The sequence below is a fragment of the Limosilactobacillus albertensis genome (assembly GCF_014145555.1).
GTDB lineage: Bacteria > Bacillota > Bacilli > Lactobacillales > Lactobacillaceae > Limosilactobacillus > Limosilactobacillus albertensis.
This window is the reverse complement of sequence record NZ_JACIVD010000066.1, coordinates 37,856-52,834: the sequence shown is the minus strand read 5'-3', so window position 1 is coordinate 52,834 and position 14,979 is coordinate 37,856. Positions and strand designations below refer to the sequence as shown.

Below are 14,979 nucleotides of genomic sequence, written 5' to 3'. Positions count from 1 at the left end.
TATTTATTTATGGAAAATGAATTTGCAAGTAATTATGTAAAGATGGTATTTGACTGCTTTGCTGATGAGTTAGGCCACCAAAAGCAGGAGTTATGCCAGCGGCTTTTAAGAAAATGTCCTACGCCATTAGCAATTAAACGTCTAACACGGGTCGAAAAAAGAGAAATTTGTGAATGGGCGCCAGAAATGAAGCGGTTATTTGCTGCTATTGATTTAGGGCAAGCAGTAACTAAAAGTCATGAAGATATTATTGGTCATGCATACTCCAGTGTTGAAGTCGGTCGGGAAATGGTCGCACGTTTTCAAGACGAAGAACAAGAAAACATCTGTATTGCATGCACTGATGTTCATAATGATATTATTGCTTGGAAAGTACTGTTTATTGGCGGAGGTAGTGAGTGTGTTCTTTATCCTGATAAGATTTTCCAATACGCCCTTCAATGTTCAGCGCACGGAATTATTATGATTCATAATCATCCAACAGGGGATGTACGCCCTTCAAGTCAAGATGACTCGTTTGTTCGTCGATTAGAACGAGGATGTGATTTCGTCGGGATTAATCTGATTGACTTTATGATTGTCGGTCGTGATTCTTATTATAGCTGGCAAGAAGATACAGCACTCTAAAAGTAAAGAAAAATTTAATTTATGTGATAGTTGCGGTCTCTTTGCCTAGATTAATGTATATTAATGTTCGTATGTACCGAGTGGCTATGGTATAATATGCACGATATTAATTTGATTTTTAAGACGAAGGGAAGAAGCAGATTGCTAGGAATTGGAACAAAAAATCTTGGCATTGACCTTGGAACTGCTAATACGATTGTCTATCTTGAAGGTAAAGGCATTGTATTACGTGAGCCATCAGTTGTTGCTCGTAACGCTAAGACCAACGAAGTGATTTCTGTTGGCAGTGATGCTCGTGACATGATTGGACGGACACCAGAAAGCATTGTTGCCATTCGGCCAATGAAAGATGGAGTTATTGCAGATTATGACACGACTGTTGCAATGATGAAGTACTACATCGATAAAACACTAGGAAATAATGGTAAGCCATACGTAATGGTGTGTGTCCCTAGTGGTATTACCGAAGTTGAGAAACGGGCCGTAATTGATGCTACCCGTGTTGCAGGTGCTCGTGACGCTTATGTTATTGAAGAACCATTTGCAGCTGCTATCGGTGCCGGACTTCCGGTAATGGATCCAACAGGTAGCATGGTTGTTGATATTGGTGGCGGTACTACTGACGTTGCCACAATCTCGTTAGGTGGAATTGTATCCAGCCGTTCAATTCGGATGGCCGGTGACAAGATGAATGATGCGATTGTCCAATATGTTCGTCAACATATGAATTTATTAATTGGTGAGCGGACTGCCGAAAAGCTTAAGTGGGATATTGGTTCAGCATCAGTAGAAGCAGCTGAAGAAATGGGGACAACTCAGGTTCGCGGGCGTGACCTCGTAACCGGTTTGCCAAAGACGATGCAGGTATCTGCAACAGATGTTTCTACCGCCTTACAGGATGTTGTTGATAGCATTATTACAGCAATAAAAGGAACCCTGGAAGAGACATCCCCTGAAATTGCAGCGGATGTTATTGACCATGGGATTGTGTTGACTGGTGGCGGCGCATTGCTCAAGCATTTACCAGATGTAATTGCTGATGCAACCAAAGTACCAGTGTTTATTGCCAATGATCCGCTCGATTGTGTTGCTATTGGTACTGGTGAGTCATTAAAGAGTATTGATGTAATGAAGAAGAAATAAAAGTGATTCTTGGACAACAAGGTCATCAATGAATCATCATTGGTACTAACTAATGATTAACGGGGCTGATCGCCAAGCAGAAGTGTTTGGCAGGCCCCGTCTTAATTACCTTGTTATGCATTGGAGGGACATAATGCAGAAATTTTTTTCCAACCGCCGATTAGTTATCGCTGTGATAATTCTGGTTGTCTGCTTTGGGCTAATGGCAGGTTCTGTCTCTTTGCGGAATAGACGAAATACACCACCACTTATTCAACAATTTGGAAATGATATTGTTGGCTTTGTTGATAGTGCAGTTGCCCTCCCCGTAAATTGGGCACAGACAAGCGTGAGTTCAATAAATGGTTTAATGAATACTTATTCTGAAAATCGTGAACTTAAACAACAGGTAACGGAATTAGCGCAAACTAAAGTCCGTGATCAGACTTTAGCACGTGAAAATAAGCAATTAAAACAACAATTAAAACTAAATAATTCAATGACTGACTATAATACGGTTACAGCGGCTGTACTAATGCGCACTCCGTCTTCATGGCAAAAGCAATTAGTAATTAATAAGGGTCAATCTAGCGGCATTAAGAAAAATATGCCCGTAATGAGCGGTAGCGGATTGATTGGTCGGGTAACTGAAGTAAATAAAACTAATAGTAAAGTTGAACTATTGAGTGACACTAGTGAATCATCGAACCGTTTTGCTATTACACTTAACGGTGAAAACGGAAAAGTTATTAACGGTATTATTACCGGATATAGTGCCGCAAATAATGAGCTAGAAATGGGACAGGTAACTTCAAAGGCAAAAATAAAGAAGGGCACAAAGGTCATAACAAGCGGAATGGGGGGCATAACTCCTAAAGGTCTTTACGTTGGGCGTGTATCACGTGTTGGTAAAGATGATTATGGTCTTGCCCAAAAAATTTACATCACTCCAGCAACAGACTTTAATGATATTAATATTGTTACTGTCGCTGAATCTGCTGCACAGGAGTGATAAATATGTATCGACTATCACGTTTAAAATATATATTTCCAATCGGCCTCTTCGTTTGCCTGTTCTTAGATGGTGCGTTGAGCCACGTATGGGCTTCTTTCTTTTTTAGCTACCCATATTCAATGGTAAGTGAATTGGTTTTGCTGTGGTTAGTGTTATCATATTTCTTTCAAGATGACATTGAAATTCCGCTAATTCCCTTTGCGATTGCAGCGGGAGCGGTATATGACCTTTATTTTTCTGGAATTTTAGGTTTGTATATCTTTTTGTACCCATTAATAGTTGAAATAACCAAAATTCTTTCCCGCTATTTTAGTTCATCATTTTTATCGATGATTATGATCTTCTTTGTAGATATTGTTGTTTTTGAAACACTTAATTATTGGGCTTATTACCTAATTGATATTACCAATGTTGGGTTTGGTGATTATCTCGTCTATACGTTAGCGCCAACACTGGCATTGAATTTAATTTATTTTGTAATTCTGTTCTGGCCAATTCGCGCATTGTATCGCTGGGCATTAGATAATAATCAAATTTAAAATAATGCTTGACACAACCGATATTCCAGTATAGGATATTTACAACATCATAAATGACAGTGAACAGACTAGTAGAACTTTAAGTATTGTTAAGAGAGTCCCTAATGGTGGGAAGGGACCAATACATGAGTTTGAATCACATCTGTGAGTTGATCTTCTGAAACCCTCAGTAGGAAGATCCGGGGAAGCCCGTTACAGCACGGAGTTTATTTATTGAACTCACTGAGGCTATTTTTCGTGAGAAAATAGCATGATGAGGTGGAACCGCGGAAACGCCCTCGTAGCCATTTGGCTCGAGGGCGTTTTTTAGTTCATATAAGTAGACTTATTGAGGCAGACATTGCGAGGTGTCTGCAAACGTGAGGTGGAACCGCGATGAATTCGCCCTCTAGGAGTAACTTCCTAGAGGGCTTTTTCGTTACTGTTATTTTAATTAAGTAGTGATTTTAAGGAGGCAATAGAAATGTCAATGCAATATATAAGTGAAATTTTACCTTCATTATTTCAAGGAGCAATTCTTACATTACAAATTTTCTTCTGGACATTGGTTGGGTCGCTCCCCCTTGGTATTTTAGTTAGTTTAGGTTTAACTTCAAAAATTAAGCCGCTTAAATGGATTCTAGAAATTTATGTATGGTTAATGCGGGGAACACCGCTATTACTACAATTGATTTTTGTATTCTACGGGTTACCGATTATCGGAATTGTTTTTGAACGTTATGATGCAGCATTAGTTGCTTTTATCTTAAATTATACGGCTTACTTTGCTGAAATCTTTCGTGGTGGTTTTCAGTCGGTTGATCAAGGACAATTTGAGGCGGCACGTGTTTTACGGTTAAGCTACTGGCAGACACTTCGCAAAATTATCATTCCGCAGGTTGTGAAAATTGTTATCCCATCGATCGGAAATGAAGTTATTAACTTGGTAAAAGACTCATCATTAGTTTATGTAATTGGTTTAGGCGACCTATTACGAGCAGGAAATGTTGCCACTTCCCGCGACGTTACCCTTGTTCCGCTGATGTTAGTTGGATTGATTTACTTGATCCTAGTCGGAATTTGTACTTTAATTTTACGCCGAGTTGAAAAATGTTACGCATACTTTAAGTAAAGGAGGAGACACAATATGTTAGAAGTTCGCAACCTAAAAAAGAGTTTTGGTAACCGTCAAATTTTAGATGGGGTTAACTTAACCGTTAAAGATGGTGAAATATTATGTATCGTTGGGCCATCTGGAGCTGGTAAGACAACGTTACTCCGTTGCATTACCGGCTTAGAAACACCAGATAGCGGCGACTTCTTTATCGATGGCCGAAAGTTTGATCCACAGGGAACAGAAGCACCTGATCGTGTAATCGGTGTTGTTTTTCAGGACTTTAAGCTTTTTCCCAACCTATCAGTAATGGAAAATATTACGTTAGCACCAATCTTAGTTTTGAAAAAGAGTAAGGAAGAAGCGGTTGCCGATGCTCAGAAGCTGCTTGAAGAATTAGGCCTTAATACAAAGGGAAACTTATATCCCTACCAGCTTTCTGGCGGGCAAAAACAACGGGTAGCGATTGCTCGTGCATTAGCAATGGAACCTAAAATTCTTTGTTACGATGAACCGACATCAGCACTAGATCCAAACCTGCGAAAAGATGTTGCTAATATTATTTTAGGATTAAAAAAGGACGGGATGACCCAATTAATTGTTACTCACGATTTAGAATTTGCACAGGATATTGCAGATGATATTTTGCGGGTTCAACCACTTGACCAGCGCAAAGCTGAATAATGAGGGAGGGATTACAGATGAAAAAACTAAAAGCAATCTGGTTGCTCCTTCTGTTAGTTGTTCCTGTTGTGCTCTTGAGTGGCTGTGAAAGCGTGACAGAACGTGCTGATACCCAGGATACATGGAATCGAATTGAAAAAAGGAAACGCGTGATTGTGGGGCTTGATGATAGTTTTGTTCCCATGGGTTTTCGACAAAAGAATGGAAAATTGGTTGGTTACGATGTAGACCTTGCCCGCGCTGTATTTAAGCAGTACGGAATAAAGGTTGATTTTCAACCAATTGATTGGTCAATGAAAGAAACCGAATTAAAGAACGGAACGATTGACCTCTTGTGGAATGGGTATTCAGTTAATCCGAGTCGGGCGAAGAAGGTAGCGTTTAGTCGGTATTATTTGGAAAACCGGCAAATTCTCGTTACTAAGAAGAAAAGTAATATTAAGAATTTAAATGGCATGACAGGAAAAACGCTAGGAGTCCAAAATGGATCAACTGGGTTAACAGTCCTAGATGAAAAGCCTAAACTATTAAAGGATAAAATCAAAAATCACACCCCTGTACTTTACGATACATTCCCCAATGCATTTATCGACTTAAATGCAAATCGAATCCAGGGTATTTTAATGGATGAGGTTTACGCTAATTACTATATTAAACACCAGCCTAACAGTAACTCTTATCGGACATACATTAGTAAAGAATTACCAATGGAGCATTTTGCTGTTGGAATGCGTAAAGGAGATAAGACATTAAAGAAGAAGATTAATCAAGGGCTTGGCAACCTCCAAAAGAATGGTGAATTACGCAAAATTAATGAGAAATGGTTTGGTCAAGATAGTAATTACTTAGGACCGGATAATGATTAAAAGAGTGGCCTAGCAGGTTGAATTGTTCAACTTCTAGGTCATCATTGTCTTTTAGCATAATAAACAAATTAACAAAAATACGATGAATTTTCTCAATCAGTTTGTAATTTGTTCATAATTAACGTATCATTATTCAGTATGATAATTCGAACGTAACTAGGTTGCAGCTAGTGGAACCCCTCTTGCTGCATTTTATATTGAAGGGAGAAAGAGAACGTGGATTTTAATCTTGCCCGTGGCGTGGATCTGCACATTATACCCACAAAGCAATTTAAGATGAATCACGTCTTAATAGATTTTGCGACTCCGCAAACACCAACAAATACTACTGCACGAAATTTATTGGCAAACCTATTAGAGACCAGTACGCATCGCTATCCAACACAGACGGCTTTGGCCCGCCAATTAGCATCTTTATATGGGGCATATGTTAACTTATTTGTTAATCGTCTTGGGATGATGCACACTGTCCGATTGCGAGCAAGCTTTGTTAATAATCGTTTTGTTAATGAAGACCTGTTTGAAAAAATTAGCGGTCTGATAAATGAAATATTATTTCACCCACTGATTGATGATGGTGAATTTGATGGTCCTACTTTTAGGATTCAAGCAAATAACCTGCGAAGTACGATTAAATCGTTCTATGATGACAAACAATTTCTGGCAAGTCAGCGATTGATGGACTTATATTACCGAAATGATTCAGTAATGAAGATTCCAAGCTTTGGACAAATTGCTGATCTTGAAAAATTAAATGCTAAGAGTTTGGTGGCAACGTATCAGTCAATGATCAACCACGATAAAGTTGATATTTTTGTTTTAGGTGATATCGATCCAGAACTCGCCCGCAAAGTTTTTGCAAGATTACCGTTTAACAATCGAGTTCCGCTTAGCAGTTCGCCTTTATATCACCAGTTGCCTTATGATCAAGTTCAACGTAAAACCGAATATCAGCAGGTTAGTCAGGCTAAGTTAAATCTTGCATATTCTTTACCGGTTTATTACCATGATTCAGATTATTATGCAGCGTTGGTCTTTAACGGTCTTTTTGGTGGTACGCCATATTCAAAACTTTTTACAAATGTTCGGGAAAAAGCCAGCTTAGCTTATTATGCTTCGAGTCGTCTCTTGCCATTTAACGGAGTAGTGAGCGTTCAAACGGGAATTCGCGCGAGTGACCAAGAAAGAGTTCAAGATATGATTCAAGAGCAGCTTAAGGATTTACAGAATGGCAATTTTTCTGATGAAGCCTTAAAAGAAGTCCAAGATAGTTTGATTAATCAATATCGTGCTGGTCATGATCTAGCAAGTAATATTTTGGAACAGCAACTGGTAGCTAAATTAGTTAATGAAACAAATAAAGATTTTGTAGCTGAAATAAAAAAGGTAACACCAGCTGATATTTCTCAAGTTGCAAACAAGATGAAACTTCAAGCAGTTTATTTATTAAGTGGTGAGAGATAATTATATGGATAAACAAGTTTATCAAAAATTTAACCAGTCCATTTATCGTGAACAATTATCAAATGGGCTAAAGGTTCAGCTTCTGCCAATGGAAGGGTACCATAAGACGTATGCAATTTTAACAACTGACTTTGGCTCTATTGATAATCACTTCATTCCATATCATCAGGAAGAAGCAATTACCGTTCCAGACGGAGTTGCCCATTTTCTTGAACATAAAATGTTTGAGAAAAAAGACCATGATGCGTTTGATTTGTTTGGTAAATTGGGAGCTGATTCTAACGCCTTTACTAGCTTTACTCAAACAAGCTACCTTTTTTCAACTACTAGCAATCTTCACGAAAATTTAGATGTTTTGCTAGATTTTGTTCAGGATCCGTACTTTACCGACCAAACAGTAAAAAAAGAGCAGGGGATTATTGGTCAAGAGATCCAAATGTATGAGGATGATCCAAGTTGGCGTTTATATTTAGGAATTCTAGGTAATTTATACCCTAACGATCCGATGCGGATTGATATTGCAGGGACGATTGAATCAATTGGCCGCATTACACCAAAAATTTTGATGGATACTTATAAAACGTTCTATCAGCCTGCCAACATGAACTTATTCCTAGTTGGTCGCCTGGACCCAGAAGAAACAATGGCGTGGATCAAGCAAAATCAAGAACAAAAAAACTTTGCACCGACGGAAACGCCACGCAGATTATTTAAATTAAATGATCCGACTGCACATGATGTAATTCCTTTCCGCTCATTAACAATGGATATTGTAAGGCCCAAAGTAATGGTTGGCTTGCGGGGAACAAAGCAATTCGATGATGGGAAGCAACGATTGCATTATAAATTGGCGATTGATTTGTTGTTAGATGTTTTGTTTGATGATACGTCGGATAACTACTTGCGTTTATACAATAATGAAACACTTGACGATACATTTGGCTATAATTTTGAAATGCAACGAGGATTTCATTTTGCCTATTTTAGTTCTGACACTGATCAAATGGAACGCTTTGCTGACGAAATTATTGATATCCTTGAGAGTGCTGATCAGCAAATCGAGGCAGCGCGAACAAGATTTGAAGGAATCAAAAATGCTGAATTAGGACGATTGATTGGACTTTTAGATTCTCCAGAGGCTATCGCTAATCGGTATGCTGGAGATCTATTTGCAGGAGCAAGTTTAATGGATGAGATCCAAATTTTAGAGACCATTACAATTGACGACCTTTATCAAGTGGCAAAGGATTTTATTACGCCCCAAGGAATTTCGGTATATCAAGTAGTACCACAACATCAATAAAATTAACTTTTCTTGTGAATTTATTATATATAGTGAGCATGATATAATATCCAAGAGTAAAGATAAATGAAAGTGGAGATAGAATAATGAGTGAGAACGAGAACGATCAAAAACGACTTGAGATTGGCAAAATTTTACGAAAAGCTCGAGAAGAAAAAGGATATACCCTTGATGATCTTCAACAAATGACAAAAATCCAAAAGCGGTATTTAATTGCTATTGAAGATGAAAACTTCGATGAACTTCCTGGGGACTTTTATGTTCGTGCGTTCATTAAGCAATATGCAAATATGGTTGGATTAGATGGTAATGAATTATTGCAAAAGTATGATGATCAATTACCAAAGACGAAGACAGAAGAATATTCTGATCATCTTGCTCAGGCGGTAGAGACACGGACGAGTCAACGAAAGACTGTCAGTGGCAGTGTTGATAAGGTGCGTAACTATATGCCAACCATCATCATTGCGTGTGTGATTGTTTTAGTATTAGCTGCTATCTGGCTTACTGCAATTGCTCGTAATCACCGGGATTCTTCTACACGGATTGATAATAGTTCTGTTTCGGTATCCGGTGAGAGTCGCAAAAAGGCATCATCTTCTTCTAAGAAAGAAAGTACAAAACAAAGTAAGTCAACAGCGATTAAGCTTCAAGAAGCCCCTAATCGAAATGACACTAGCGTTACCTACACCGCTAAACAGCTTACGGCAGATACAACCTTACAAATTGAACCAAGTGATCGGTCGTGGATGCAGGTACGCGCAAATAACAATAACTTATTAAACAAGACCCTAAATAATAATGAAAAGACTAGCCTTAAGATTAATCGGGATACAACATCATTAGTAATTACAGTTGGTAATGCTCGGGCTACAAAATTAAAGATTGGTGACCAAGAAATTGACTTTACTAATAACGGTCGTTACCAAAACACACGGAATGTAACGATTAATTTTGGTCAAAATCAATCAAGTAGCAGTGCAGCTAGTCAAGCATCAAATAATTCAAATCGAAACGCTTCTTCGACTAGTCAATCAAATAATGCTACGCAGCCATCTGCAGCAAGCAGCAGCCGTCCTCAGACAAATGCTAGTCGACAGGGTAGCCAACCTACTCGTTAATCTGGAGTGCTAAAGGAGTTAGAACATTGAATTTACCTAACAAATTAACTGTTGTTCGTTTAATTATTATCCCCTTTTTCTTATTATTAATGGTGTTGCCATTACAAAGCTGGGGAGCTGTTAGCTTTTTAGGGGCAACTATTCCAATGGCTCAGTTTATTGCTGCCATTTTATTTATCGTTGCTACAATTACTGATAATCTTGACGGGCAGATTGCGCGTCGTCAGCATCTTGTAACTAATTTTGGGAAATTTACTGATCCATTAGCGGATAAACTATTAGTAATGACCGCTTTTATTGTCTTGACTGGAAGCGGGGTTGTACCGTCATGGGTAACCTCAATTATTATCTGGCGTGAATTAGCCGTTACGGGGCTACGATTATTGCTGGTAGAACAAGATGGGATAGTTTTAGCTGCCAAAATGCCAGGTAAAATTAAAACGACAACGCAGTTTATTGCAATTATCTTCTTACTCTTAAATAACGTGATTTTTGCAATGTGGAATATTCCATTTGGCCAAATCATGCTATATATTTGTTTGTTCTTTACTATTTACTCGGGAATAGATTACTTCATTCAGGGACGCGACGTTTTCTCGGATGGATTTAAATAATTTAAGATTAAGTCAGAGGCTGGGAACTAACCCGGTCTTTGACTTTTTTAAAGATAAAAATGCCAATGCGGTAACTGATTGGTAGTTCAAACGTTGATAGATCAGCATTTGTCTAATCTGATCATCCTTACAATAGGCGGCGCGTTGACGACAGCGGGATAATGAACTAGGTAAGCTGGTTCTGCCCCGCTTATTTTATTTGAATTAAAATTTTATGATTTTGGTGAAAATGGTTATACTTTACGTATATATATTATAGGGGTGAACTTTATGGATGCGGAAATAATTTCAGTTGGAACAGAAATTGTACTAGGTCAAATTGTTAATACTAATGCAGCCTATTTGGCAAGAAAACTTACTCAACTAGATCTACCAGCTACGTACCAAACGACTGTTGATGATCAGCCGCAACGACTTGAGCGGGTTATTAACCATGCATTGACACGAGCACAGTTAGTTTTTGTCTGTGGTGGCTTAGGCCCGACCGCTGACGATATTACAATGCCAACCGTTGCTAGGACGTTAGGAGTAGATTTACAAACGGATAACCAGCACTGGAATTGGATCCAACAAACTTTTAAGCAACGGCAAATTAAAATGGAACCAGATAATATCCGCCAAGCTCAATATCTTAAAGGGGGCACGCCACTGAAGAACCCAGTTGGTCTTGCTTTAGGGTGCTGGGATGAAATCAATGGAAAGGTAGTCGTTGTATTGCCTGGACCACCAGCAGAATTCCAGGCGATGGTTGAAGAAAGTTTGATTCCTAAGTTAAAGGAGCATTTTCAAACTGGAAAACAAATTACTAGTCGGACCTTAAATTTCTTGGGTCGTCCTGAATCGCAGTTAATGAGCGAAATTCAGGAAGCAACTCAAAATGAAACGGGGATAAGCATTACTTCCTATGTTCAACCAACAGCAATTCAGGTGCGCTTAACAGTTCGGGACTTACCGAAAAAAGAAGCAACCGCGAAAATTAATCGGGTTCAAAAATCTATTTTAGCTTTTGAAAAGCCTTATTTTTTTGGTGTCGGTGATGATCTTACCCTTGCCAATGTAGTTGTTGAGTTATTAAAAGAAAAAAATTGGAAATTAACAGCTGCTGAAAGTCTAACAGGAGGAATGTTTCAAAGTACAATTTGTTCTGTTCCGGGAGCATCGAATATTTTTGATGGCGGTTTTGTCACCTATGCTGCTAGTGCTAAGGAAGAGCTCTTGGGAATACCTAATGGATTAATCGATCGATATGGTGTGGTAAGTTCTGAAACGGCAGCGGCAATGGCTGAAGGATGCCGTCAAAAATTGAATACAAAAATTGGTATTGGGTTTACTGGGGTTGCAGGCCCAGATGCATTAGAAAATCACCCCGCCGGTACAGTCTGGGTTGGATTAGCAATTGAGGGGCAGCCAACAAAGACAGTTCAGTTGCATCTTGCTTCTTATATTGGTAGACAGGCTATTAGAACCTTAAGTGTCCAGTACGGGCTGCAAATGATCTATCGTGAATTAAAAAAATAAACGAACTTTTGTTCACTTTTTTCTTGTTTTTTTTGCTAAAACTGTTATTATTAGTTATCGGATAAACCGTAAAAAAGGAGGAATTTGATTTGGCTGACCAACGAAAAGCAGCATTAGATGTTGCCATCAGAAAGATCGAAAAGAACTTTGGTAAAGGTTCAATTATGCGAATGGGTGATGCCACGGATATGAAGATTGCATCTGTATCTAGTGGCTCCCTTGCAATTGATAAAGCACTCGGCATTGGTGGGTATCCTCGTGGCCGGATAGTAGAAATTTATGGCCCAGAGAGTTCTGGGAAGACCACGGTTGCTTTGCATGCAGTAGCAGAAGTTCAACGCCAGGGTGGAACAGCAGCATATATCGATGCTGAAAATGCACTTGATCCTCAATACGCTGAGGCACTAGGAGTCAATATTGATGACTTATTACTTTCCCAGCCTGATAGTGGTGAAGAAGGACTAGAAATCGCTGATGCATTAATTTCTAGTGGAGCAGTTGATTTAGTTATTGTTGACTCAGTAGCAGCATTAGTTCCTCGTGCTGAAATTGACGGTGATATGGGTGATACTCATGTCGGCTTGCAAGCCCGTTTAATGTCTCAGGCGCTTAGAAAGTTATCTGGTGAGATTAATAAGACCAAGACAATTGCTATTTTTATCAACCAGATTCGTGAAAAAGTCGGGGTTATGTTTGGTAACCCTGAAACTACTACTGGTGGTCGTGCCTTAAAATTCTACTCAACAATCCGTATGGAAATTCGTCGTGCAGAACAGATTAAAAATGGAACAGACGTTGTTGGTAATAAAGCAAAAGTAAAAATTGTGAAGAACAAGGTTGCTCCGCCATTCAAGCGTTGTGAAGTTGACATTATGTACGGTGAAGGTATCTCTAAGACAGGGGAATTATTAGATATGGCAGTTGAAAATGACCTTGTTGATAAAAGCGGTGCTTGGTATTCATATGGCAATGAGCGAATTGGTCAAGGACGAGAAAATGCTAAAAAGTGGCTTAAAGAACATCCTGATAGCATGAATGAATTAATGAATAAGGTTCGTGTTGCAAATGGAATGGAACCTTTAGATGAAAAATCTTCAAAAGATTCAACTAATGGTAAAGATTCCAGTGGATCAGGAGAAAGTAAGCAAGAAACTATTGAAGAAGCAAGTAAAAAATAGTTGGCATTAACGGTATAAAATAACAGGCGGACCCTAACATCTTTACTAATAAAATAAGATGTTAGGGCCTTCTTCGTCTATTAATAGTTCTTTAATATGGATTAAAAAATTCAATAGTTGACACCTTGGTTTGGCAAGCTTAAAATTTAACATGTGTGATGTTTTGAAACATGACACGGTGAAATTAATTTATTCATACCAACAACATAATAGTTGAAGCGGAGGTGAAATAGTGGAAGTATTAATATTCGCCGCGCTTGCTATGGTTGTCGGAATTATTGTCGGCTATGTAATTCGCAAGGTTTCATACGAAAAACAAGTTGCAGAAGCGCATAATGATGCGCAAGGTATTATTTCTAAAGCAAAACAAGACGCAGCAACGGCGAAAAAAGAGGCTATTTTAGAAGCAAAAGAAGAGAGTCATCAATATCGGGAACGTGTTGAAGACGAGTTAAAGCAACGGCGAAGTGAAGTTCAACGTCAAGAAGATCGTCTACTTCAACGGGAAACTTCTTTAGATCATAAAGATAGTGCTCTTGAAAAACGAGAAAATGCGGTTGGTGTTCGTGAACGAAAATTAGATCAAGAAAAAGAACGACTTCATCAATCTAAGGAACAAGCTGAAGCCTTAGTTGAACAACGTAAACAAGAAGTTGAAAAAGTTGCTCAAATGTCACAAGATGACGCTAAACAGTTATTATTATCTGAAGTAAAAGAACAGTTAAAGACTGAACGGGCAGTAATGATTCGTGATAGTGAACAAGAAGCAGAACTTTCAGCAGAACGAAATGCTAAGAAATTAATCGTTGAGGCGATTCAGCGAAGTGCTGCTGATGTTGTCTCTGAGACGACTGTTTCAGTTGTTACCCTTCCTAATGACGATATGAAGGGGAGAATAATTGGTCGTGAAGGTCGTAATATTAGAACTTTAGAGACATTAACAGGAATTGATTTGATTATTGATGACACGCCGGAAGCAGTAGTGTTAAGTGGTTTTGACCCGGTTCGTCGAGAAATTGCTAAAATTGCTCTTGAAAAGTTAATTCAAGATGGGCGCATTCACCCTGCGAGAATTGAAGAAGCAGTTGATAAAGCTCGTAAGCAAATGGATACCCAGTTGCGTGAAACTGGAGAGCAGGCATTGTTTGATTTAGGGATTCATTCTATGCATCCTGATCTTATTAAGACGGTTGGGAGAATGAAGTACCGGACAAGTTACGGTCAAAATGTTTTAGATCATTCGATTGAAGTTGCTAAGTTAGCGGGAATCATGGCTGCTGAACTTGGCGAGGACGTCACAATGGCAAAACGTGCAGGGCTATTGCATGATATTGGCAAAGCAATTGACCATGAAGTTGATGGTTCGCATGTTGAGCTTGGGGTTGAATTAACACGGAAATATAAAGAGAATAAAGTGGTAATCAATACGATTGCTTCACACCATGGAGATGTCCCAGCAACTTCTGTGATCGCTGTTCTAGTTCAGGCGGCTGATGCAATTTCAGGTGCTCGACCAGGTGCGCGAAGTGAATCATTAGAACAATACATTCAACGCTTAAAGAAACTAGAAGGCATAGCAAACAGTTATGATGGTGTCGACCATAGTTACGCAATTCAAGCTGGTCGAGAACTTCGCGTGATTGTTAAACCAAAGAAGATTTCTGATTTGCAAGCAACAACTTTGTCACATGATATTAAGAACAAAATTGAAAAGCAATTAGAATATCCAGGACATATCAAAGTAACCGTTATTCGGGAAGTTCGAGCAGTTGATTATGCTAAATAAACTGGTTTTCAGTTCTAATAAAGAGACTGGGTACATACTACAGTCTCTT

The 14,979-nt window shown here is 38.8% G+C and carries 14 protein-coding genes and 1 other annotated feature; all 14 genes read left to right on the top strand.

What is annotated here, in order from left to right; translation table 11 throughout:
* The first annotated feature begins 9 nt into the window (after positions 1-9).
* The 14 genes from H5S41_RS07845 to rny all read left to right on the top strand — a co-directional run bounded on the left by H5S41_RS07845 (position 10) and on the right by rny (position 14,930).
* Positions 10-627 carry a JAB domain-containing protein gene (locus H5S41_RS07845; RefSeq protein ID WP_182602883.1) on the top strand — a complete coding sequence of 206 codons (618 nt, stop codon included), beginning with the start codon at positions 10-12 and terminating at the stop codon, positions 625-627.
* A 141-nt stretch (positions 628-768) separates the two neighbouring features.
* Entirely contained in the window at positions 769-1,770 is a 1,002-nt protein-coding gene (locus tag H5S41_RS07840; protein ID WP_269448327.1) for a rod shape-determining protein, read from the top strand.
* A 133-nt stretch (positions 1,771-1,903) separates the two neighbouring features.
* On the top strand, positions 1,904-2,761 hold the full coding sequence (gene mreC / locus H5S41_RS07835; protein ID WP_182602882.1) for a rod shape-determining protein MreC: 858 nt from the start codon (positions 1,904-1,906) through the stop codon (positions 2,759-2,761).
* 5 nt (positions 2,762-2,766) lie between these two features.
* Positions 2,767-3,303, top strand: a complete 537-nt coding sequence (gene mreD / locus H5S41_RS07830; RefSeq protein WP_153710212.1) for a rod shape-determining protein MreD — start codon at positions 2,767-2,769, stop codon at positions 3,301-3,303.
* 50 nt (positions 3,304-3,353) lie between these two features.
* Positions 3,354-3,695: a binding site (T-box leader), on the top strand.
* 71 nt (positions 3,696-3,766) lie between these two features.
* Positions 3,767-4,414, top strand: coding sequence for an amino acid ABC transporter permease (locus H5S41_RS07825; protein ID WP_163704835.1), 648 nt, complete (start codon positions 3,767-3,769; stop codon positions 4,412-4,414).
* Between the two features lie 15 nt (positions 4,415-4,429).
* Positions 4,430-5,080 carry an amino acid ABC transporter ATP-binding protein gene (locus H5S41_RS07820; protein WP_153710213.1) on the top strand — a complete coding sequence of 217 codons (651 nt, stop codon included), beginning with the start codon at positions 4,430-4,432 and terminating at the stop codon, positions 5,078-5,080.
* 17 nt (positions 5,081-5,097) lie between these two features.
* On the top strand, positions 5,098-5,946 hold the full coding sequence (locus H5S41_RS07815) for an amino acid ABC transporter substrate-binding protein (RefSeq protein WP_153710214.1): 849 nt from the start codon (positions 5,098-5,100) through the stop codon (positions 5,944-5,946).
* 216 nt (positions 5,947-6,162) lie between these two features.
* Positions 6,163-7,410: an EF-P 5-aminopentanol modification-associated protein YfmF gene (gene yfmF / locus H5S41_RS07810; protein ID WP_182602881.1), complete on the top strand. Its 1,248-nt coding sequence runs from the start codon at positions 6,163-6,165 to the stop codon at positions 7,408-7,410.
* A 4-nt stretch (positions 7,411-7,414) separates the two neighbouring features.
* Complete coding sequence (gene yfmH / locus H5S41_RS07805) at positions 7,415-8,713, top strand: EF-P 5-aminopentanol modification-associated protein YfmH (protein WP_182602880.1); 1,299 nt, start codon at positions 7,415-7,417, stop codon at positions 8,711-8,713.
* Between the two features lie 86 nt (positions 8,714-8,799).
* Complete coding sequence (locus H5S41_RS07800; protein ID WP_182602879.1) at positions 8,800-9,834, top strand: helix-turn-helix domain-containing protein; 1,035 nt, start codon at positions 8,800-8,802, stop codon at positions 9,832-9,834.
* Positions 9,835-9,860: 26 nt separating this feature from the next.
* Entirely contained in the window at positions 9,861-10,448 is a 588-nt protein-coding gene (gene pgsA, locus H5S41_RS07795) for a CDP-diacylglycerol--glycerol-3-phosphate 3-phosphatidyltransferase (RefSeq protein ID WP_153710217.1), read from the top strand.
* Positions 10,449-10,718: 270 nt separating this feature from the next.
* Entirely contained in the window at positions 10,719-11,966 is a 1,248-nt protein-coding gene (locus H5S41_RS07790) for a competence/damage-inducible protein A (protein ID WP_182602878.1), read from the top strand.
* Between the two features lie 89 nt (positions 11,967-12,055).
* Complete coding sequence (gene recA, locus H5S41_RS07785; protein ID WP_182602877.1) at positions 12,056-13,144, top strand: recombinase RecA; 1,089 nt, start codon at positions 12,056-12,058, stop codon at positions 13,142-13,144.
* 262 nt (positions 13,145-13,406) lie between these two features.
* A complete protein-coding gene (gene rny / locus H5S41_RS07780) occupies positions 13,407-14,930 on the top strand; it encodes a ribonuclease Y (RefSeq protein ID WP_153710267.1) in 1,524 nt (507 codons plus the stop codon).
* The last annotated feature ends 49 nt before the right edge of the window (positions 14,931-14,979 follow it).